Source organism: Rhizobium sp. A37_96, assembly GCF_053521765.1.
The window spans coordinates 49,006-70,790 of the sequence record NZ_JBNWDS010000020.1 but is presented as its reverse complement, the minus strand read 5'-3'; the positions used below and the strand labels follow the sequence as shown (position 1 = coordinate 70,790).

The window sequence follows — 21,785 nt, the reverse complement described above, 5'->3', positions numbered from 1 at the left end:
CCAAAATCCAAAACAATACACGGGCACTCGCGCCAAAGACACCAAAGCGCAAAGGCAGCAAGGGTGAAGCCTCAAGGGACAGATGCGCGTCGACGCTGATAAGCGTGGCCGACATAGGTTCGGATTCCCAAAATAGCCGGCAAGGTGGCTCTTCATGCCGAACCGATAGTCCATCCCCACCGCAGCCAAGAACAAAACCCTCCGCAACGGAATGATTGACAAAAGCGGCTGACTCCGCAATGCGCAATGCTGATGTAATCCAGCGGACATACCTCTGCCTGCGATCTTACTTCAGTTGCAAAGGACGTTCTCGATGCCTGTCACGCGCATGAAGCGGCTGCCAACTGGTATTGCTGTGCTCGCAGTTTTGCTGATCCTCACGGCCTGTGCCTCGCAAATCATGAAGAGCTATATCGGTGCACCGATCAGCAGCGTGATGCTCGATTATGGCCCGCCGGACAACGTTTATGATCTGCGTCCGGATGAGCGCGCCTATCAATGGCGGCAGAAGAAGACCCAGGTGGTCGCCGGCCAATCCAGCGGCGAAGTCAGGCAAACGCGCCGCGGCAGACGCTATGAGGTCACCGAAACGCCCGGCTATGTCGAGCAGACGGAGTGCTTTTACACCTTCTATGCCCGAAGCTCCGGATCCGATTGGTATGTGACCAGCTTCCGCCAGCCCTCGCTCGAATGCGAATAATTCCCCTCGGATCCGACTTGTAAGGATATTCCGGCCTCGGGCCGGAATATCAGTCCTCTTCCCTGTCTTCGAATTCGCCCCATCGCCGGCGCCATGGGGCATCGTTTTTCCACCAGACCGAAGAAATCAGGCGTATCGTCGGAGTGACGATCGCCGTGGCATGGGCGAATGGATAGCTGTCTGCGTGAAGACCACCGACGGAGATGATCGCCATCAGCAGCAGGACATGGATCGCAAGCGCCATCCAGCCCTGCTGGTGACAGGGTAGGCCAGCTCAGTAGTCATAGGCTTGGACGCGGAACCAGGGGACTTGCGTCGTCATGCTGTGGCATCCTTTGTCTGACTGGGCGCGGAACCATTCACTTTCTTCCTCATCAGCAGCGTCCGGCAACTTTCGATCAACGACAGGGCTACCGGCACGAAGACGAGCGTCAGGGCAGTCGAGGAGACGAGGCCGCCGATGACGGCGTGCGCCATGGATGCGCGTTCCTGCCCGCCTTCGCCGAGGCCGAGCGCCAGCGGCATCATGCCGATAATCATGGCGGACGTGGTCATGGCGATGGGCCGGAAGCGGACAATGCCGGCATCGATCAGGCTCAGCCGCATGCTCGCGCCGTCCCGAAGGCGCTTGTTGGCATGATCCACGAGCAGGATGGCATTTTTCGTGACGAGACCCATGAGCATGATGAAGCCGATGACCGAGAAGATGTTGATCGTCGATCCCGTTATGAGAAGGCCCATCAGCACGCCGCTGATCGAAAGCGGCAGGCTGGTCATGATGGCGATCGGCTGCACGAAGGAACCGAATTGCGATGCCAGGATGAGGTAGATGAACACGACGGCCAGCAGCAGCGCCCGGGCTGCATAGCCGAAGCTTTCGGCCATGTCGTCCGCTTCGCCGCCGATGGCGATGCGGTAGCCGGCCGGTAGCTTCTCCGAGTCGATCAATGCCCGGATGTCGCGCACGACTTTACCGAGGGGGCGGCCGCTCAGATTGGCGCCGAGACGAACTTCCCGGTCGCCGTCGCGCCGGATGATCGTCTTCGGCGCCAGCGTCTCCTTGATATCGGCAACCTGGGACAAGGGCACGGCGATTGCAGGGCCTGTCTCGCCCATGCGCTCGACGGGAACAGGAATCTGCCCGAGATCCTCGACCGTCCGGCGTCCGGCCTCCGTCAGCCTTATGGCCACGTAGCGCGATTCGCCGCCCTCATGCGCCCAGCTGGCCACTGTCTCGCCGGCCACCAGCGGCCGCAGGTTACGCTCGATCGTCGCCGTCGAGATTCCGAGGTCGGCCGCTTCATCCGCGCGCAATCGAACCATCAGCATCGGCCGCTTCTTGTCCGCGGAGGATTCCAGATCGATGATCCCCGGGATCTGGCCGATCTTGGCCGCCAGATCCCGCGATATCTCTTCCAGAATGCTCAGGTCACCGCCAAGGATCGATATCTGGATCGTCTTGGCCTCTATGCCGGAGACGTCGCCGGGCTGCCCGACCTCGATCCTGGCGCCGGCAACGGGCCCCAGCGCCTCGCGCAGCTTCGGCGCGATCGTCACCGAAGTCATGCGTCTATTGTCGGGAGCTACCATCGAAGCCGCTATTCTGGCCTCGTTGGTGTTGGCGCCGTCGCCGCTGTTCACCGTCGAATAGAGATCCCCGATATCGGGAAACTGCCGCAGGATGTCCTCGGTCTGCCGGATCTTGGCAGCGGTATAGTCGACCGACGATCCCTCCGGCAGCGTGAGCCCGACGGCGATCGCGCCCTGGTCGGATTTCGGCACGAATTCCATACCGATCCTTGGTATCAGGCAAAGGCTTCCGACAAACAGGGTGAGGACGCAGAAGGACGTTACGGCGCGATGGTCGAGGCACCAGCCGACCATGCCGCCATAACGATATGCGATCCGCTCAAATGCCTTGTCGAAGCGGTCGAGCAGGGCTTGCAGCCGCCCCTCGCCTTTCCGCGCCGGCGGCTCTGCCCAGACGCTCGAAAGCATGGGATCGAGCGTGAAGGACACGAAGAGCGAAATCAGCACAGCCACGGAGACGGTCACGCCAAACTGCAGGAAAAAACGGCCGATCACTCCGCCCATGAACGCGACCGGAAGAAAGACCGCGACGATGGAGAATGTCGTTGCCAGGACAGCGAGGCCGATCTCGGTCGTACCATCCAGCGCGGCCTGTCGGCGATCCTTACCCATGGCGGCATGACGGCTGATGTTTTCGCGCACGACAATGGCGTCGTCGATCAGGATGCCGATGCAGATCGACAGCGCCAGCATCGTCATCAGGTTGAGGCTGAACCCCAGGACGGCGATGGCCGCGAATGTGCCGATAACCGAGACCGGCAGGGTCAGCGCGGTGATGATGGTCGAGCGCCGGGAGTTGAGAAAAAGCAGCACGATCACGACCGTCAGCACGCCGCCTTCGATGATGGTGCGTTGCACGTCGCCGATCTGGCCGACGATCGTGCGGGAGCTGTCCTGCGAGACTACGATGCCGATGTCCCGCAGCGCGTCGTCCTTTCGCAGCTTGACCAGCTCCCGTTCGATGCCCCGGGCGACCTCGACGGTATTGGCGCCTTCGAGCTTGTTGATGTCCAGCCCGAGCGCCGGCTTGCCGTTGAACCATGCCCGGCTCTTCGGATCGGCGCCCGCTTCCATCACGTCGGCGACTTCCGAGAGGCGCACGGCGCGGCTAGCGCTGTCCCGGGCAATTACGATATCGGCGAATTCCCCGATGCTGCCCGGCTGGACGCTGACGGTGATGCTGTGCTCCCGCGTCGAGGAGGCGACCGAGCCCACGGCGCTGTCGCGGGTCGCCCGTTGAATGGCCTCGATCAGGTTCGGGATCGGAATGCCGAAGGATTGCAGCTTGGCCGGATCGGGTTGAATGCGTATCTGATCTTCGCTGCCGCCGACCAGCGTCACCTGACCGACACCCGGCACGCGCTGCAGTCGCGGCATGATCGTCGTATCGGCGATCTGGGTCATCCGGCCGATGGAAATATCGGCGGAGAAGGCGGCGAGCGACATGATCGGCGCATCCTGCGGGTTGAAGCGCGTGACGAGCGGCCGGTCCGCTCCGTCGGGAAGCGTATCCTGCAATCGCGATATGCGATCGCGCACCTCGTCCGCCGCTGCTCTCGATGGCGTTTCGAGGGTGAATTCGGCGATGACGAGCGAATTGCCCGTTGAGGAATGCGAGGAAATCTTCTTGATGCCGGAGATTGCGCCGATGCTTTCCTCGATGGGGCGGCTGACCTGCTGTTCGACCGCAAATGCGGACGCGCCATCATAATTGGTGGAAACGACGACGGTCGGCAAATCAACCGAAGGCAGCAGATCGACCGGCAGCCGTGACCAGGCGACGACGCCCAGAACAACGATGGCCGCCATCATCATCGTGGCAAAGACCGGCTGCTGAATGGAAATACGTGCCAGAAACATCGTTGGTCCTCAGCGCCCCGCGATTCTTATCGGGGTGCCGGTAGCGATATCCGCGAGGGGTACGGTTATGATGCGATCGCCTTCTTTCAAGCCGCTGCGAACCTCGACAAGATCCTCTCCGACCCTGGCATTGCCGAGGACGATGGATTGCCGGCGCACGACGCCATCGGAAATCGTCCGGACGAAGGCCTCCTCGCCTTCCTTGGTGACGGCTGCCGCGGGGACCGCAAGAATGTTTTCGTAGCTACCGATCCGGAGCGTGCCGTGGCCGAACATGCCGCCACGCAGACCCGCGACGGTCTGTTCAAGCCTCAGATAGACCTGCAGCGAGCGCGAGGTGCCGACCGTGGCGGGGCTTATTCTATCGAGCCGGGCTGAAAAGGACCTCTTCGGCAAGCCTTCAACCTCGATCTCCGCCATCTGGCCGATCGAAAGTTCGGCGCTCTCTTGCGGAGGGAGCAAGGCCACCATGTCCAGCCTGGCAATATCGACGATCTCGAAGAGTTCGGTGTTGATCGACACGGCCTGCCCGGGATTGATCCCGCGGGTGTTGACGATACCGTCGAACGGCGCGGTAACGACCGCATCGTCCAGTGCGCGCCGCGCTTCCGCTTCCTCGGCCTGCAGGGCGCGCAGTTCCGCCTTCAGCACTGCCGCATCGGTCTCGACTTCGGTCAATTTGGCCTGGGCGATCCCGCCCGTCGCGGCAAGGCTGCGTGTGCGTTCCAGGTCCTTCTGCGCCCGCAGAAGCGTCGCCGCCTTCGCTTCGGTGGTCGCGACCAGCTTGTCGAGGGTCAGCGTCAGGGTTTCCGTTTCGAAGCGCGCGATGACGTCTCCCGTCCGCACGGTCGTCCCGACATCGGCCTCGACGGCGGCCAGCGTTCCCGACAGTCTTGCGGTGAGCGTCACGCGGCGGGCCGGCTGGAGGAAGCCGCTGATGCGGATCTCCTGCCTGTAATTCTGGCGCTGGACCTGCATCACGTCCATGGGAGCAACTTCGACCGCCTTGACAGTGGCGGTTTGCCCGGCGCTTCGCACATCCGGCGCCTCGGTTTCGGCTGTTGCGATCATGACGCCCGCGATTCCCAGCGCCATCAGCGCCAGGGCGATCGTTATGTTCATGAGACGGCTCATCATGGCATTCAACATCATGCTTTCATTTCATGATTGAGAGCGGCGCAAGGACTGGCTCGGGGTTTGATCAGCCATCCTTCGCCGCTCCCAGTCGGGCACGCCTCGGCTTGAAAGGCGCACCGACCTCTTCAGATTTCGGGAATCAGAAACGATAGTTCAGGCCGGCCTTGATGACGTGATCGCGCAGATCGGTCTTCGATTTGCCGCTTGATGTCGTCGTGGATACGTCGTTGGTCATGACGTAGTTGTATTCGATCTTGGCTGACAGCCCGCCACCGAAGCCTTGTTCGATGCCGCCGCCCAGCAGATAGCCCTGCTTCCAGCCGCTTGGGCTCGAAACACCCTTGCCGCCGTCGAACTTCGTCATCGTCAGACCCGCCGTCCCGTAGACCAGCGTGCGGTCGAAGGTCAGACCCGCCTTCGCCTTGGCGGCGCCACGGAAGCGTTCTTCCACTTTGCCGTTCGGCACGCGCACCTCGTTGTTTCCGAGGTAGGAGCCTTCCAGCTCCGCGCCGACGATACCTGGCCCGACCTGGAAATTGTAGCCAGCTTGCACGCCGCCCGTCAGGCCCTTGCCGTTGGCAAAAGGGTTCAGTTTCGGCGAGGCGATACCGCCATGCGCGCCGAAATAGGCGCCGCTCCATTGGAAGGCCGGCGGCCTGTCGTAAGCCGAGGCATCGGGCGCCTGATAGGTCGTGAGATCGGCGGCGAAGGCATTGGTCGCGGCCGCCATGGCCAGGGCCGCGAACAAAATCGATTTTGCGCTGAGCGACATTGCTAACTCCATACGAAACCCACGCGCCATCCCTAGGCGCTCGCAAGGTCTCTGTTTGCGTTGGAGAACCGGACATCGGTTCCTGCTGCTCTCCGGCGCCGCCGTCTTGGGAGCGGATCAGCCTCAGGAGATGCAGGTCATTTTGCCGGTGAGAATTGCAGGTACATTGCAGGGTTTGAAAATATTGAAAAATTATCGAGTATTTTTATACAGATACGTGGGATATTTTAACTGAAATTTAATTCTCTGGGCGATCGGCTCGCCGGCCCTCGCTCTCAGTGCGGAAAGCAAAGGTGAAAGCGGGCGCCGCCCGCCGGGTTGTCGGCAACGACGACATGGCCGCCATGCCGCTGCATGATTTCCTTCACGAGGTTCAGCCCCAGGCCGGCTCCGCGCTCGTTGGGATGAAGGCGATGGAACGGCTCGAAGATCCGTTCGCGTTCCGCCGCGGGTATGCCCGGCCCCTCGTCCGTCACCTCGATGACGGCCCGTTCGTCGATTGCGATTGTGATGTTTCCCTTGCCGCCTGCGTGCTCGATCGCGTTCTGCACGATGTTGAGGATGACGCGCTGCAGCGCACCGGCATCTCCCTGCATGATCAGCTCGTCGAGCTTCGTTTCCAGCGAGAGGTCGTAACCCTGCGCGATCGCGAGCGGAGCCATGTCGGCCGCGACGTCGCGGCAGATTTCCACCAGGTCGACGGAGGAAAAGTTTGCGCCGTTGACGTCCAGACGCTGCAGGTCGAGCAGTTGTTCCGCGAGGGCCGCGATGCGCCCGGCGTCGGACAGGAGCCTGCTGCGGATCGGCCCTTCCACGATCGTTTCGACACGCGTCTGCAAAATGGCGACGGGCGTGCGCAATTCGTGGGCCGCATCGAGAATGAATCGCTGGTGGCGTTCGTGCCCCTCGTCGAGGCGTTGAAGCGCGCCGTTGATCGCGCTGACGAGGGGCATGACTTCGCGGGGAATGCCGGTTTCCGGCAACCTGTATCCGCGTCGGTCGATATCGATGGCTTCCGCTTCCCTTGCGATGGTGGAAAGGCGGGAAAATGCTCTGCTGACGATCCAGGGGATGACGATGATGGTGATGACGACCAGCAGGATAAGGATAGGCACCATCAGCAGGTTCGAGAGAAGGAGGATGGCGTATATCATGCTGAATACGTCGCCCTTGCCGAGCACGGTGAAGCTGCCCGCGGGGCCGGATGCGCTGCGTATGACGGCCAGGTATGAGAAGGGCGCCTTGGTGTCCCTGATGTCGCCGAAGGTTATACGGTCCAGATTCTGCGCCATTGCCGTATAGACTGCCGGAACATTGCCGGTCTGGACGATCTCGCCCTTTTCGCTGCGGGCGACGAACCAGAAGTCGGCGGAGCGTTGCCGCAGCCCGGCAAGCTCATCGGTCTCGTTGAGAACGAGACGGCCATCCGCTTTGCGTTCGATCGCGCGGGCGGCGACATCCGCGAATTCGGGATCGGAGAGAACGATACCCTCGCCCGCCTGTATCAGATAGGCGACGAAGGCGACGCTGAACAGGAAGAGAATGCCGACCTGGAAGAGCAGAAGCTGCGCGATCAGCCGGCGCTTCAGCGACTTCGGTGTGGGACGCTTCATGCCGTCGGCCTCAACAGGTAGCCAACCCCGCGAATGCCATGGATCTCGACATCGGCCTGTGCGTCGGCCAGCTTCTTGCGAAGCCGCGATACGTGCGAATCGAGCGCATTCGACTGGATCTCGTCATCAAAGGCATAGACGGCCTCTTCAAGCGCCGTTCTCAGGACGGTTCTGCCCTGGCGGCGGATGAGCGTTTCGAGCACGAGAAGCTCGCGCCGCGGCAAGTCAAGCACCTTGCCGCCGATCCGCGCTTCTCTGTCGTCGAGATTGAATTCCAGTTTGCCGAGCCTGGCGACCATCGGGGCAACGGTTGCCGGCCGGCGCATCAGGGCGCGGATGCGGGCCAGAAGTTCCTCCAGCGCGAACGGCTTGGCGAGATAATCGTCGGCACCGAAGTCCAGGCCCCTGACGCGGTCGGCGACGGAACCGCGGGCGGTCAGCACGATAACGGGCGTCGCCGCGCCGATCGAACGCAAATGCCGGATGAGCTCAAGCCCGTCGCCGTCGGGCAGCTGCCGGTCGAGCACGATCATGTCATGCACATGCTCGGCGACGGCACTTCGTGCAAAATCCAGGTTCGGGGCGTGATCCACGATGATGTCGTACTGATGCAGGGCGGTCGCAAGCGCATCGGCCATTTGCGGCTCGTCCTCTACAAGCAAGAGGCGCATTTCCACCCTCCATGAAACGAAACAGTGTTGTTCAGACATAGCGATGAACATTACGGCATCATTGCGCGCAACCCGTCGCCTGCCGCATCATCGGCATTTATCCGTCTGTTTTCGGCTCTTCGTCCTCGATGCATTCAAGCCATGCCGCACTGACGGCCGCGGCCAGCGACAGCAGGAAGACCAGAAAAATGCAGGTGGTGCGGAACGAGGTAAGCCCGATCGCCGCGCCCGTCAGCAGGTATTCCAGCGGAAGAAACAGCAGAACGATCGAGTAGGAGAGACCCATCACATAGGGCCGGCAGCTGCGTGGCGCCTTCATTTGCAGGATCGCGGCGAAGGCGGGCGAAAGCCAGCCATTGGCCAGCCCGGCGACGAGACCGGCAAGCATCATCGTCAGCGGCGAAATCTCCATCCATAGGATGCCCATCGAAACCGCCAGGCCGAGCAGGGCACCGGAGACGATGGAAGCGGGATCCGGCATGGCATGACGCGATGCCAGATGCAGGTTCATCATGATCGTGCCCGTCGCCGATGCCGCGATGAAGAGCCCGAGCCATGCCACCGATTCGCCCTGCAGCCGCAAGGCGGCCGGCACGACGAAAATCTGCAGCGTCATGAAGAAGCCGAGCGTCGCGCTCGCGCAAAGCGTGAATGGCAACGACACGGCCGAAGCCTTGAGCAGCCTGCCGCCATTGGCGATATCGCCAAGTTTCGGTGCCGGACCCAGGCGAAATTTCGGCAGGCTGAGGGACAGAAGCATCATTGCAATGAAATTGCTGACCACGATCCACCAGGCCGCGTCCTTCGGGCCGATAACGGCAATGACGAAGGCGCTGGCTGCCGCCGCCGTCAGCAGCACCAGGCCGTCCATCGCGTCGTCGATGGACGTGGCGGCGGTCGATGACAGCTTCGAAAGGCGGGCAACTTCCGGGGTTTTGGTTTCCGTGGCGATGGTTGCCGGCCCATCGAGGGCGGTGCCGATGAAGCCGAGAAGCAGGAACGTGCCGGGACGCAGGAAATCCGCCATGTAGAGCACCGCAATCAGCAGCGACGTCAGCATTCCGACCTTCGCGGAAATCAGCGCCGTGTGGCGAGCCCCGAGCATCTCCGACACATAGCCGCCAAAGACCATGCCGATCAGGAGCACCGCGCCGTTCACGAATGCCATGAGCGCCATGCACACGACGCTGCCGGTGAGGTCGTACATGATCCAGGGATAGAGGACGGTCGCGAAGGCATGGCCGGAATTCAGGGCGGCATTGCTCAATTGAAGCCCGATGAAAGGCCAGCGTGTGCTGCGTTGGAGGTGTTGAAACACGGTTCTTTCCCGACGATCGTTTGGACCGTCAGGTTCAGGCCTCTGCCTTGCGGTAACATTACGTGGATTGAAAATTCGTGCGGGTGGCACCGGGCGCTCAGTCGTTCGCGTGCCACCCTTTCCAGCTTGCAGATATGATCGGGGTGCGAAAGAAAATTCGTTTGTCGGCTATGGCGGAAGGCCTAGTCGCAGCGCTGGCCGGTGGCGCGATCGAAGAGGTGCAGCGCATTGGCGTCGAAGCCGAGCTTCAGTGCCTGCCCCTCGGCAATGGCGGTGCGCGGCGGCAGGCAGGCCATCAGCCGCTGCGAGCCCGCCTGCGCCGTTACGATCAGCTCCGGACCCGTCAATTCCGCAACTTCGCACACGGCGTCAAGCTGGCCATGGTCATCCAGGCGCAACGTTTCCGGCCTGATGCCGACCACCAGCTCCTGACCCTCCTTGATATCGACCTTCGTGGCAGGAAGGGGCAACGTGATCGATGTCCCGTCGATGCGCAGGATGCCCGCTTCCGCCGTCGCATTCAGCAGATTCATCGGCGGTGCGCCGACGAAGGTCGCGACATAGAGCGTTGCCGGATGGTTGTAGATCTCGTCCGGCGTGCCGAGCTGCTCGATCCGGCCGTCGCGCATCACCGCGATGCGGGTCGCCAGCGTCATCGCTTCGATCTGGTCGTGGGTCACGTAGACCACCGTGGTCTTCAGCATCTGGTGCAGGCGTTTCAGTTCCGTGCGCATCTCCATGCGCAGCTTGGCGTCGAGGTTGGACAGCGGCTCGTCGAACAGGAAGACTTCCGGCTTGCGCACCAGCGCCCGGCCGATCGCCACGCGCTGGCGCTGGCCGCCGGAAAGCTGGCTCGGCTTGCGCTCGAGCAGCGATTCGATCTGCAGCAGCTTCGCCGCCTCGCGCACCGCCTTGTCGCGCTCGGCCGCCGGCACCTTGCGCATCTCCAGGCCGAAGCCGATGTTGCGGTGGACCGAGAGGTTCGGATAGAGCGCATAGGACTGGAACACCATGGCGATGTCGCGGTCCTTCGGATGGACGCCGAGCACGGAGCGATCCCCGATGCGGATATCGCCGCTGGTTGCCTCGGCAAGTCCGGCGATGATGTTCAGCAGCGTGGACTTGCCGCAGCCCGACGAGCCGAGCAGCACCAGGAATTCGCCGCTTTCGAGCGAAATGTCGATGCCTTTCAGCGTCTCCACTTCGCCGTAGCTCTTGCGGATGTTCTGGATTTCGAGCGCGCTCATCGAACGGCCTCCTCGGATGCTTGGGCCGGGCCATAGCTGCGCGGCAGAGTGGAAATGGCGCGGGAAGCGACAGCGGTCCCCGCCGAAAGGCAGGCCTCGGGCGGTTCGTCGCGGGCAAGGGCGGCCAGGAAGCCGGCATTGAAGACATCGCCGGCGCCGATCGTATCGACGACCGTGACACGCGGCGCAGCGGCTGAAACGAGCTTGCCGCCGGCATCAATGGCTATGGCGCCGTCCGGGCCGCGCTTGACGACGAAGATGGCGCCCTTGGGCATCAGCGCATGGAGCGCGCGAGCGGCTTCGGCCGGATCGTCCATGCCGGCTAACGTCGTGGTTTCGACCTCGTTCATCAGCGCCACGCCGCAGCGCACAAGCCAGCGGCGCGTGGCATCGCAATTCGCCTCGGTCCAGCCATCGAGCGGCCAGCCGGTGTCGAGAGCAACGGTGATGCGGTGCTTGTCGGCCCAGTCGAACAGGGCGTCGTAATCCCGCGTGAGATCTTCGGTGAGGAAGGCGCCGCACAAAAGCGCGTAGCCGCCGGCGAGCTTTGCTCCATCGAGCACCGCAAGCACGTTATCGAGACTGAACCTCGGCAGGTGGCCGCGCGTCGTGAAGAAGGTGCGCTCGCCATCCGGATGGGTGATGCCGACCGAGAGCGTCGTGCCCTCGGGGCTGACAGGCCACTTGATGCTGCGGGCACCGAATGCCTCGCTCAGCCAGCGCCCGAACTGGTCGTTGCCGACATTGGCCGATATCTCATAGTCGATGCCGAGACCGTCCCAGGCAAGCGCGCTGTTGCCTGCCTGGCCGCCGACGCGCAGCTCGTCATGATCGACGATGATCTCCGTGCCGGCCTTGGGCCAAGGCGCGGCCGGCCCGAGGATCAGGTCGACATTGACGTTGCCGATGACTGCAAGCGGCTTCATTCATTCGCTCCGGGTGATCTTGGTGGAGCGTACCGGCGTGCCGGCATTTTCCACCCGCTCGTCGGCGAAGGCGATCATTAGCGACTGCGCCACAGGCAGCATCTGGAAGATGGCCGCAAGCCCGGTTTCCGGCTTGAAGCGCAGCGTGACGCAGCCAGGGACCGGCTCTTCCTGCGAACCGTCGAAGATGACCACAGGCGCATCCGTTTCGACGGCCGAAACGGCCATGGCTGTCACGAGGCCAGCCGTCGCATCATTGCCGCGGAAAAGCACGACGCCGATCGACGGCCCGAGCATCTCCATCGGGCCGTGCCGCAGCTGGCCGCCTTCGAGCGAGAAGCAGGGGCGGCGGGAAAGTTCGGTGAGGCCGAGCGCCAGCGCCTCGGCAACGCCCTGCAGGCGACGGCCCGAGGTGACGACCGTGGCGACATTGGCAAGTGCAGAGAGCGCCGGCTTGATATCGAGCGCCTCAGGCGCGCGAAGCACGGCCAAGGCGGGCGATGGATCCTGCCCGAGAGCGGCGAAGATCGCCAGATGCAGCGCGAAGCTCACGGTGAGGCTGCGGGTTGCGGCAAAGGCAAGCTCGGTGCCGCCCGCGCCGACGAGAGAAGGCGCGGTTCTGGCGAGGAAAGAGCTGGCCTCCAGCGTCAAGCCGAAGGTATCGGCGGTGCCGCCCGTCTCATCGAACCAGCGCAGCACCTCGGCGCTTTCGCCGGATTGCGAGGTCATGAAAATGGTACGCCCTTCCAGCGACAGCGGCTGGCCGAGCTGTTCGGAGAGCGGCAATGCGATCGCATCGATGCCGGCAGAGCGATAGAGCGGCTCGACCGCGCGGTTGACGGCGTGGGAGCCGCCCATGCCGAGCAGCAGCAGCTTGCCGGTGCGCGTCAGCGAGGCGGCGGCTTTGGCGGCCATGGCGGCGGCAGCCTCGAAGGAGGCAAGCGCATCGGCATGTTGCCGGCCCATTTCGCGGTCGATGGCGGCAAGGCCTTCGGGACGTGTTTTCTCCTGGGTCATGGTCATCCCTTGACGCCGCCATTGGTCAGGCCCGAGATCAGGGCGCGTTGCATGACAAGGCCGATCAGCACCGGGGGCAGGGCGGCGAGCACGCCGGCAGTCGCGATCAGTCCGTAATCCGAGACACGGCCGCCGGCGAGATCCGCTATGGCGACGGTGAGGGTTTTGGCGCGCTGGTCTGAGGTGAAGAGCAGCGCATAAAAGAATTCATCCCAGGCAAGCAGGAAGGCGAAGAGCGCCGAGGTCGCCATCACGGGCATGGCAAGCGGCAGCGTGATGATCTTCAGCGTCTGGAACAGCCCGGCGCCATCGATCATCGCCGCGGCCTCGATTTCCTTCGGAATGGAATCGAAGCCGGATTTCATCAGCCAGGTCGTGAACGGCGCAAGGATCGTCAGATAGACGAGCGCCAGGCCGAAGACGTTGTTGAGCAGGCCGAGATGGGCAAGGCCCATATAGAGCGGCACGGCGAGCGCCACCGGCGGCAGCATATAGGTGGCGATGACCATGGACAGAGACCAGCCGACCGAGGGCGTGCGCGACACGGCCCAGCCGGCGGGGATGGCAAGCGCGATCGCCGCGATCGTCGCCATGCCGGCCACTTCGATGCTGTTGCGCAGCGACGAGGTGAACGCCGCCCCCTCGCTGTTTTCCAGCGTCGACAGCAGGACCTTGTAGCGCGAGAAATCGGCTGTCTGCGGCCACCAGCGCAGCGGCTTGGCGGCAAGGTCGGCAGCCGGCGAAATGCTCATGATGAACAGCCAGGCAATTGGTGCCAGGATGATGGCGGCGAGCAGGATGGCGCAGACATAGATAAAGCAGGTGAAGAGAGGGCTCTTGCGTTCCATCAGGTGGCACTCCCCGCGGTTTTGCGGACAAGGGCGGCATAGGCGGCGGCAAGCACCGTGACCAGCAGCGTGACGATGAGGGCGAGCGATGCGCCGGATCCAGCCCGCTGGAAGGAGAAAGCCTCCTGATAGACGAGGATCGACAGCGTGCGCGTGCTGTTTGCCGGGCCGCCGCGCGTCATCACCCAGATGATGTCGAAGACCTTGAAGGCCTCGATGGTGCGCAGCACCAGCGCCACCATCAGCGGTCCCACGAGATAAGGAAGGATGACGAAACGGAAGCGCTTGAAGGGGCCTGCGCCGTCAACCAGCGATGCGGCAGTGATGTCGCGTGGCACGGCCTGCAGGGCTGCAAGCGCGATCAGCGCCACGAGGGGAAAGTTCTTCCAGCAGTCGGCGACGATCAGCGCCGTCAGCGCCGTGCCGGGTTCGCCGAGCCAGGAGCGATAGGCGTCGAGCAGGCCGAGCTGGGTGAGTGCCGCATTGAGAGCACCGTATTCCGGATTGTAGATCAGCCGCCAGAGTGTTGCGTTGACGACGGTTGGCAGCGCCCAGGGCAGGATCATCAGCGCGCGCAGCACGCCACGACCCTTGAACTCCTGGTTCAGCAGCAGCGCGGCAAGCACGCCGAGCACCATTTCGGCGGCAACGGAGACGATCGCGAACCAGGCCGTGGTGATCAGGGTGCGCTGGAAATTGGAGTTCGCCAGCATCTTGGCGTAATTGTCGATGCCGACGAAATTGCCGCCGGTGCCGACAAGCTTTGCATCCGTGAAAGAAAGGCCGACGGTATCGACGAGCGGCCAGCCGATGACGGCCACCATCACCACAAGCAGCGGCAACATCAAAAACCAGGCGCGAGTTGTCATAGAGGTGCCGGACATGACGGGCCCCTTCTTTCATTCTTCATGGAGGATAGGGCGGGCGGTGACTGGCACCGCCCGATTTAGAATATCAGAGACCGCTGTTGTCGGCAGCCGACTTCAGCGCGTCTTCCGGCGAAGACTGGCCGAGCAGCGATTCCTGGATCGCCTGCTGAAGTGCGGTCGACAGTTCCTGATACTTCGGCGTCGTCGGACGCGGATACATGGCGGCGAGGCCGACCTTGGCGGCCGCGATCAGTTCTTCCTGGCCCTTGGTGACGGCCGGGTCGCTGTAGGACGATGCCCAGATCGGCAGGCTGAGCTTGGCATACTGGTTCTGCGTCGCTTGCGAGGTCATGAAGGTGATGTATTTCCAGGCCTCGTCCGGATGCTTGCTGGCGGTGGTGATGCCGAGGCCCATGGAGCCGTTGACGGCCGAAGCCTCGCTCTTGCCGGCGACGCCCGGTGCCGGCACGACGCCGACCTTGCCGGCAACCTTGCTGTCCTTCGGGTCGTTCGCCATGTTGTACATGTAGGTCCAGTTCAGCGCGAAGGCGGCGTCACCGTTTTCGAAGACCTTGCGGACGTCCTCTTCGAGGAATTCCTTCGAGTTCGGATTGGTGAGGCCGGACTTGTAGCTGTCGACCATATATTTCAGGGCATCGAGGCCGCCGCCGTTCTGGAAGTCCGGCTTGCCGTCCTTCAGGAAGTCGCCCTTATAGGCGCTGACGAGCGTGGTGTAATCGCAGATCGCGGCTTCCGCCTGCGACCAGCTCCAGGCGATCGGCGTTGCCAGCAGGCCCTTGTCCTTGATGATCTTGGCCTGTTCGTTCAGCTCGTCCCAGGTCTTCGGCGGCGTCTTGATGCCGGCCTTTTCCAGGATTTCCTTGTTGTAGAACAGGTACTTGGTATCGAGGATCCAGGGCATGCCGTAATATTTGCCGTCGTACTGGACCGTCGTCCATGCGCCCGGCAGCACGCCCTTCTTCATATCGTCGGAGACGCGCGAGGATACGTCGACCAGAACCTTGTTGGTCGCGTATTCGGCCGGCCAGATGACGTCGAACAGCACGACGTCGTAGCCGCCGCCCGAACCCTGTGCCAGCACAGTCTTGTCGTGCAGGCCTTCGTAAGGCACGAATTCGAGATTGACCTTGATATCCGGATTGGCCTTGGAGAAGGCATCCGTCATGGCGCGCACGTCGGCTTCGCTATAGGCAGCCTGCGCCATGAAGAGGGCATTGATCGTGGTTTCAGCAAAGGCATGCGAGGCGAAGGATGCGCCGATCAGCGCTGCGCCGAGCAATGTCTTGTTCAATGATTTCAACATTCCATCCTCCAGTTTTTTGACAGTCACGCGATTTTTCCAATGGCGGTCGAAGTGTCGCCATCGGGTGTCGAGCAGGCAATTGGCCGGGCCGGCTGCCGAACATCTGTCGCAGCGTCCTTTGGAGCCCGTGGGCTCCCTGCGTTCCCTGATGAAACTCTGTGGTTTCTTTTAAGTCAATTGTCTTGACTAATTTGTTCTTCAATATTCTATTGGTGTCAAGAGGCAAAAACAGATGAACGATATTCGCCCGATCAGGGCTACGAGCGGAACGAACCATGAGGGCACCAGTGCCCATAACCGGCGGGTGATTATTGACGCGCTGCGCCTGAACGGTGCGCTCTCCCGCGCCGATCTCGCGCGGGCCACCCGCCTGACGAAGCAGACGGTCTCCAACATCATGGAAGAGCTGGAAAACGGCGGCCTCGTCACGTCGCGGGAAACGGTGCGGCGCGGCCGTGGCCAGCCCTCCACGCCCTATGGCCTGGTGCCGGAGGGCGCCTTCGCCATCGGCCTGCAGATCGACCGTCACATCACCCGCGCCATCGCCGTCGATCTTGTCGGCAATGTCCTCATCCGCAAGGAGGCGAACCTCCCGGCCGGCGGACCGGCGACGGGCACGCCCGTCGTGCTGCAGCTGGTGCAGGATGTGCGCAGCGAGCTCAAGCAGCGCGTGGCGCAGGCGGAAAAGCGTCTCGTCGGCCTCGGCGCGGCGATGCCGGGACCTTTCGGCATAGATCAGAATGATGTCGACAATCCCTGGATGATGGGCCCGTGGCAGCGCTTTCCGCTGCTGGAAACGCTGTCTGCCGGCACCGGCCTCAACGTCACCCTGCAGAACGACGCGGCCGCCTGCGCTACCGCCGAGCGCATGGTCGGCGCGGCGCATGGTCTCGACCATGCCGTCTGCCTCTATGTCGGCTACGGTATCGGCGCGGGGCTCATTCTCGGCGGCGAGCTCTACAGCGGTGCCCATGGCAATGCCGGCGAAATCGGTATGGCCCTGTTGACGGCGGGCGGGCGGCTGACCCAGCTGGAGCATCGCGCCTCGCTCGCCTCGCTCTACGATCACCTTGGCGTCGATCCGATGGCGCCGGATATCTATTCGCTGATAAACGACCGCGCTGCCGCCGACGATCCGGATATTCTCGCCTGGATCGAAAGGGCGGCGATCGACCTGCGCTGGAGCGTGCAGCTCATCGAAACCATCTTCGATCCGCAGACGGTAATCTTGTGCGGCGGTGCGCCCGCGGCGCTGGCGCTGCGGCTGATCGCGGCCATGCAGCCGCTATTGCCGTCGAACGCGGATCGGCCCGACCGCCTGTTGCCGCGCCTGCAGCTCGGCATGACCGACCCCTGGGCGGTGGCGCGCGGCGCGGCGGCCGAACCCATCGGCCATGCCTTCGATCCGCGCTTCTCGGCGATTCTGAAATCCTGACGTTTAGGGATGGCGCGGGCTGGCGCCCAGGCGCGCAAGCACCTTGTTCGGAATACCGTAACGCTGGATGACGTCGCGGCTGTTGCGCAGGCCGCAGATCTCGCGGTGAATGAACATCGCCCAGACGGCTTGGGCGGCGGTATCCACCAGCCGCTCGTGCTCCGCGCCTTCCTTGCCCTTGGCTTCGCCTTCCTGCAATGCGGCGAGCGCCGCCTCGACCTTCAGGCCGTGGTGGCCGAGCGTGCTGGCCCGTTCCGACATCATCTCGTATTCGAGAATTCCAAGTCCGGTCTCATGCGTTTGCGATGGATTGAAATTGCGCGGCGGGCGAACTGTCATAGGGGGCTCCGCATGCTGGGCGATCTGTCTGTCCTTGGTTTTACACAATTCCGGGCCGTTTCCCAAGCGTAAGCAGGCTGCCTGCGTCATCGTGATCTTGGGCGGGTAGAGCCGGAAATAATGGATTTCCCTGTCTGCCGTCTCTTTTCGGGTGGCTGGAGCCGGCCATTTGCGGTCCTATACGGCCATAAGCGCTCCATGGAGGGCAATCTCGCCGGCAACGCGAGCGCAATTCGAAGAAAGGATATCGGCATGACCAAAGCGACCAGATATGACGGCAAGCACTACGTCTATCGCATCATGAACTCGCCTGTCGGCGCATTGAAGCTCGTCGGCAGCGATGATGGGCTTGCCGCCATCCTGTGGGACAATGATCGGCCGGGCCGCGTGCCGCTGCTCATCGTCGACGAGGATGCGGGCCATCCCGTCCTGCTGGAGACCGAGCGGCAGCTTCGCGAATATTTCGCCGGCGAACGACAGGCCTTTGATCTACCGCTTGATTTTGCCGGAACGGAATTCCAGCAGAAGGTCTGGCAGGCGCTGCTCGCCATCCCCTTCGGCGAGACGAGGAGCTACCGCCAGATCGCAACAGAGATCGGCTCGGCAAAGGCGATCCGCGCGGTCGGTGCCGCCAATGGCCGCAACCCGATCTCGATTATCGCGCCATGCCATCGCGTCGTGGGATCGGCGGGTGATCTGCGTGGATTCGCCGGCGGTCTCGAGCGCAAGGCCTATCTGCTGCGGCTCGAGGGAGCGGACACGAAGACATTCGATTTCGCCGCCTGACGTCTCCTTGGTCGTATGGGCAAGTTGGCGCCGTAAACTCCTTTTACCCTCGGGGAGAAGGAGGTGTGCGGCAATGATCTTCTCCCATATTAAACAGCCCATCCGGAAACCGGATGGGCTGTTTTCAATTCTCGTATCCAAGCTCATCAATCGACCGTGACGTCACGATCGGGGGGGCTATCTCAGCCTTCGAGCCACTTCACCTGTTCCGGCGTCAGCTTGATGTCGAGCGCCGAAAGGCTGTCTTCCAGCTCGGCGATCGTGCGCGGGCCGATCAGCGGTATCACAGGGAAGGGCTGGGCGACGACGTAGGCAAGCGCGATGTGGATCGGATTGCGGCCGAGCTTCTGCGCCAGTTCGATCGCCCTGTCGCGGCGGCCGAAGTTACGCTCGGAATACCAGACGCGAACGACTTCCTCGTCGTCGCGCTTGTCGCGGCCGGCGCGGTCGGTGAAGAAGCCGCGGCCCTGGCTCGACCAGGCGAAGTTCGGGATCTGCTTGGCGTTCAGCCAGGCTTTCCATTCGTCGTCCGAGGCGGCGATGCAGCCGGCCCAGATCGGGTCTAGCATTTCCGCCAGCGAGAAGTTGTTGGAAAGGGCGGCCGGCGCCGTCTTGCCGTTCTTCTCGGCATAGGCGATGGCCTCGTCGAAGCGGGCGCGCGTCCAGTTCGAGCCGCCGAAGATGCCGCGAATGCGGCCGGCCTTCACCTCGGCATCCATGGCATCGACGAACTCGCCGACCGGAACGTCGGTATTGTCGCGATGCATGAAGTAGATGTCGACATAGTCGGTCTTCAGGCGGGTAAGCGACTGGTCGAGTTGCTTGGCGATCATGTCCGGGTAGCAAAGCGGCGAATGCGCCCCCTTGCCGATCAGCACGATCTCCTCGCGCGGCACGTTGCGGCTGGTGTGCCAATCGCCGAAGATGCTCTCCGTCTTGCCGCCGCCATAGACATAGGCCGTGTCGAAGGCATTGCCGCCGGCCTCATAGAAGGCGTCGAGCGTCAGCGAGGCGGCGGCGAAATTCGGGAAGAACTCGAAGCCGAGCGTGACGAGCGATGCCGGCTTGGCGATGCCCGGAATGCTGCGCTTCGGAATGCTGCTGCCCTTGGTGACGGCCCCGCCGGCGATGTTCTTCGTCCTGTGTGCCGCCTTCTCCACCTCATATTCGAGGCCGATCGATGCGCGCCACTGGTCGAGGACCCTGAGATTGCCGATCGAATCCGCCCAGCCGATGCCGGGATAGGCGAATTCCTTGGCTCCGGCGCGGATGGCATCGCCCGCCGCATCGACTTCGAAGGAATAGAGCCAGCGCTCTTCCTTGACTTCAATTGTCCGGGTCTCGCCGCCCTTGATGAGCTCGATCTTGCCGACGCCGCCCTTGTGGCCCGATGCGAACCAGAAGTCTGCGACTTCGATACGGCCTTCCGAGCCGATGATGCGCAGCGTGTTGTCCTGGTTCGCCATGATCGAGCATGAGACTTCGGCGATGATGCCGTTCGGGAACTTCAGCACGGCGGAGGCCCATTCGTCGACGCCCGTCTGGCCGAGATGGCCGACGCCCGAGACCTTCTCGGGATCGAGGAACGGCTTGCCGTCGGCGGCACCGGCGATCAGGCGCGCCATCGATACCGGATAGCCGCCGACATCGAGGATGCCGCCGCCGGCCGTTTCGTTGGCAAACAGCCGGTGCTCCGGCTTAACCGTGCCCATGTTGAAGCCGAAGGAGGAGCGGATGATGCGCAGTTCGCCGATCGCGCCGCTTTTCACCAGCTCGATCAACTTCTCCGTCTGCGGATGGACGCGGTACATGAAGGCTTCGCCGGCGAAGACACCGGCCTTCTTGGCTTCATAATAGATGGCTTCGGCATCGAAGGCCGAAAGCGCGATCGGCTTTTCGACGAGTACATGCTTGCCGGCGCGGATCGCCTTGATCGCCCATTCGGCGTGGCCGGTATGCGGTGTGGCGATATAGACGGCGTCGATCTCCTTGTCGGCCAGCAAGGCGTCATAGCCGTTGACGATGCGGGCGCCGGGGAACCCATCGCCGAGACCCGGCTTGTCCGGATTGCGGCTGGCGATGGCCACCAGCTTGCCGCTACGGGAATGGGCGACGCCGTCGGCAAAAGTCTGCGCGATCCGGCCGGGGCCGATGATGCCCCAGCGGATTGGTGTGTCGGTAGTCATGAAACGGTCCTTTCCTAAATCTGCATGCTGTCTTGGGAGGGAATGAAGGGCAGCGCCTACCGCAATCGGTTGCCGGCGCTGTCGAACAGGAATGTCTTGGCCGCCGATAGCGCCACGGTGAGCTTGTCGCGATTGCCCGTGTTGCGGGACTCCTCGCGCTCGATGACGATCTGCTCGCCGCTGTCGATATTGGCGTAGATGTAGCTGGTATTGCCGAGATGCTCCGCGACATCGACGTCGACGGTCATGTCCGCGTCGCCGCGCCCGGCCTCGAGGAAATGTTCCGGGCGAACACCGATCGTCACCGATTGCCCGACCTCGACCTTTGCCGAGGTGACAGGCAATGTCAGGCGCACGTTGCGCTGGCCCTTGAGCACGATGTCGATGCGGCCGGGCTGATTGTCCGTGACCTCGGCCTGCAGGAAATTCATTTTCGGCGAGCCGACGAATCCGGCTACGAACTGGTTGGCCGGATCGTCGTAGAGATCGAGCGGCGCTCCCACCTGTTCGATGTTGCCGCTGCGCAGCACGACGATCTTGTCGGCCAGCGTCATCGCCTCGGTCTGGTCGTGCGTGACGTAGATCATCGTCGTGCCGAGCTTCTTGTGAAGACGCGAGATTTCGACGCGCATCTGCACGCGCAACTCGGCGTCGAGGTTGGACAGCGGCTCGTCGAACAGGAAGATCTGCGGCTCGCGCACGATGGCGCGGCCGATGGCGACGCGCTGGCGCTGGCCGCCGGAAAGCTGCTTCGGCCGGCGCTGCATCAATTCGGTGATCTGCAGGATCTCGGCCGCCTGCTTGACGCGGCGATCGGTATCGGCCTTCGGATTGCCGTTCATGCGCAGGCCGAAGTTGAGGTTCTGCTCGACCGTCAGATGCGGATAGAGCGCATAGGACTGGAAGACCATGGCGATGCCGCGATCGGCCGGTTCGACATCGTTGACCATGCGGCCGCCGATCTTGAGTTCGCCGCCGGAAATATCCTCCAGCCCGGCGATCATGCGCAGCAGCGTGGACTTGCCGCATCCCGACGGCCCGACGAAGACGACGAATTCGCCGTCCTTCACATCGAGATTGGCACCGTGGATGATTTCCAGCGCACCGTAGCGTTTGACGACATTGGTAAGAGACAGTTCAGCCATAC

At 62.9% G+C, this 21,785-nt stretch carries 19 protein-coding genes; 3 read left to right on the top strand and 16 right to left on the bottom strand.

Annotated elements, in window-relative coordinates:
- Positions 1-328 precede the first annotated feature (328 nt).
- On the top strand, positions 329-700 hold the full coding sequence (locus ACQZ6J_RS30540) for a hypothetical protein (protein WP_449086771.1): 372 nt from the start codon (positions 329-331) through the stop codon (positions 698-700).
- Between the two features lie 49 nt (positions 701-749).
- Here ACQZ6J_RS30540 and ACQZ6J_RS30535 read toward each other — a convergent pair whose 3' ends face one another.
- The 13 genes from ACQZ6J_RS30535 to ACQZ6J_RS30475 all read right to left on the bottom strand — a co-directional run bounded on the left by ACQZ6J_RS30535 (position 750) and on the right by ACQZ6J_RS30475 (position 15,892).
- Positions 750-944 (bottom strand): hypothetical protein, encoded by a 195-nt coding sequence (locus tag ACQZ6J_RS30535; RefSeq protein WP_449086769.1) that lies wholly within the window; start codon positions 942-944, stop codon positions 750-752.
- Positions 945-1,018: 74 nt separating this feature from the next.
- Positions 1,019-4,150, bottom strand: a complete 3,132-nt coding sequence (locus ACQZ6J_RS30530) for an efflux RND transporter permease subunit (protein ID WP_449086768.1) — start codon at positions 4,148-4,150, stop codon at positions 1,019-1,021.
- A 9-nt stretch (positions 4,151-4,159) separates the two neighbouring features.
- Positions 4,160-5,272 carry an efflux RND transporter periplasmic adaptor subunit gene (locus ACQZ6J_RS30525; protein ID WP_449086767.1) on the bottom strand — a complete coding sequence of 371 codons (1,113 nt, stop codon included), beginning with the start codon at positions 5,270-5,272 and terminating at the stop codon, positions 4,160-4,162.
- A gap of 154 nt (positions 5,273-5,426) precedes the next feature.
- Positions 5,427-6,059, bottom strand: coding sequence for an outer membrane protein (locus ACQZ6J_RS30520; RefSeq protein ID WP_163991679.1), 633 nt, complete (start codon positions 6,057-6,059; stop codon positions 5,427-5,429).
- A gap of 275 nt (positions 6,060-6,334) precedes the next feature.
- Positions 6,335-7,672: a sensor histidine kinase gene (locus ACQZ6J_RS30515; protein ID WP_449086766.1), complete on the bottom strand. Its 1,338-nt coding sequence runs from the start codon at positions 7,670-7,672 to the stop codon at positions 6,335-6,337.
- Positions 7,669-8,343, bottom strand: a complete 675-nt coding sequence (locus ACQZ6J_RS30510) for a response regulator transcription factor (protein WP_163991683.1) — start codon at positions 8,341-8,343, stop codon at positions 7,669-7,671. The genes ACQZ6J_RS30515 and ACQZ6J_RS30510 overlap by 4 nt, the downstream gene beginning before the upstream one ends.
- 97 nt (positions 8,344-8,440) lie before the next feature.
- Positions 8,441-9,661, bottom strand: a complete 1,221-nt coding sequence (locus ACQZ6J_RS30505; protein WP_449086765.1) for a hypothetical protein — start codon at positions 9,659-9,661, stop codon at positions 8,441-8,443.
- Between the two features lie 182 nt (positions 9,662-9,843).
- Positions 9,844-10,908 (bottom strand): ABC transporter ATP-binding protein, encoded by a 1,065-nt coding sequence (locus tag ACQZ6J_RS30500; RefSeq protein WP_449086764.1) that lies wholly within the window; start codon positions 10,906-10,908, stop codon positions 9,844-9,846.
- A complete protein-coding gene (locus tag ACQZ6J_RS30495; RefSeq protein ID WP_449086763.1) occupies positions 10,905-11,834 on the bottom strand; it encodes a PfkB family carbohydrate kinase in 930 nt (309 codons plus the stop codon). The genes ACQZ6J_RS30500 and ACQZ6J_RS30495 overlap by 4 nt, the downstream gene beginning before the upstream one ends.
- Entirely contained in the window at positions 11,835-12,857 is a 1,023-nt protein-coding gene (locus ACQZ6J_RS30490) for an SIS domain-containing protein (RefSeq protein WP_449086762.1), read from the bottom strand.
- Positions 12,854-13,699 (bottom strand): carbohydrate ABC transporter permease, encoded by an 846-nt coding sequence (locus ACQZ6J_RS30485; RefSeq protein WP_449086761.1) that lies wholly within the window; start codon positions 13,697-13,699, stop codon positions 12,854-12,856. Before ACQZ6J_RS30485 ends, ACQZ6J_RS30490 begins: the two co-directional genes overlap by 4 nt.
- Positions 13,699-14,583, bottom strand: a complete 885-nt coding sequence (locus ACQZ6J_RS30480) for a carbohydrate ABC transporter permease (RefSeq protein ID WP_163991694.1) — start codon at positions 14,581-14,583, stop codon at positions 13,699-13,701. The genes ACQZ6J_RS30485 and ACQZ6J_RS30480 overlap by 1 nt, the downstream gene beginning before the upstream one ends.
- Positions 14,584-14,653: 70 nt before the next feature.
- Positions 14,654-15,892 (bottom strand): extracellular solute-binding protein, encoded by a 1,239-nt coding sequence (locus ACQZ6J_RS30475; RefSeq protein WP_163991697.1) that lies wholly within the window; start codon positions 15,890-15,892, stop codon positions 14,654-14,656.
- A gap of 232 nt (positions 15,893-16,124) precedes the next feature.
- Between ACQZ6J_RS30475 and ACQZ6J_RS30470 the strand changes: the two genes are divergently transcribed.
- A complete protein-coding gene (locus tag ACQZ6J_RS30470) occupies positions 16,125-17,327 on the top strand; it encodes an ROK family transcriptional regulator (RefSeq protein ID WP_449086760.1) in 1,203 nt (400 codons plus the stop codon).
- Positions 17,328-17,330: 3 nt separating this feature from the next.
- On the opposite strand, the gene ACQZ6J_RS30465 is transcribed toward ACQZ6J_RS30470, so the two are convergent.
- Complete coding sequence (locus ACQZ6J_RS30465) at positions 17,331-17,666, bottom strand: DUF6665 family protein (protein ID WP_163991700.1); 336 nt, start codon at positions 17,664-17,666, stop codon at positions 17,331-17,333.
- 252 nt (positions 17,667-17,918) lie between these two features.
- Between ACQZ6J_RS30465 and ACQZ6J_RS30460 the strand changes: the two genes are divergently transcribed.
- A complete protein-coding gene (locus ACQZ6J_RS30460; protein ID WP_163991702.1) occupies positions 17,919-18,452 on the top strand; it encodes a methylated-DNA--[protein]-cysteine S-methyltransferase in 534 nt (177 codons plus the stop codon).
- Positions 18,453-18,634: 182 nt separating this feature from the next.
- On the opposite strand, the gene ACQZ6J_RS30455 is transcribed toward ACQZ6J_RS30460, so the two are convergent.
- Together ACQZ6J_RS30455 and ACQZ6J_RS30450 are read right to left on the bottom strand one after the other, a co-directional pair.
- Complete coding sequence (locus ACQZ6J_RS30455; RefSeq protein WP_449086759.1) at positions 18,635-20,638, bottom strand: aldo/keto reductase; 2,004 nt, start codon at positions 20,636-20,638, stop codon at positions 18,635-18,637.
- Between the two features lie 56 nt (positions 20,639-20,694).
- A complete protein-coding gene (locus tag ACQZ6J_RS30450) occupies positions 20,695-21,783 on the bottom strand; it encodes an ABC transporter ATP-binding protein (protein ID WP_449086758.1) in 1,089 nt (362 codons plus the stop codon).
- Between the last annotated feature and the right edge of the window lie 2 nt (positions 21,784-21,785).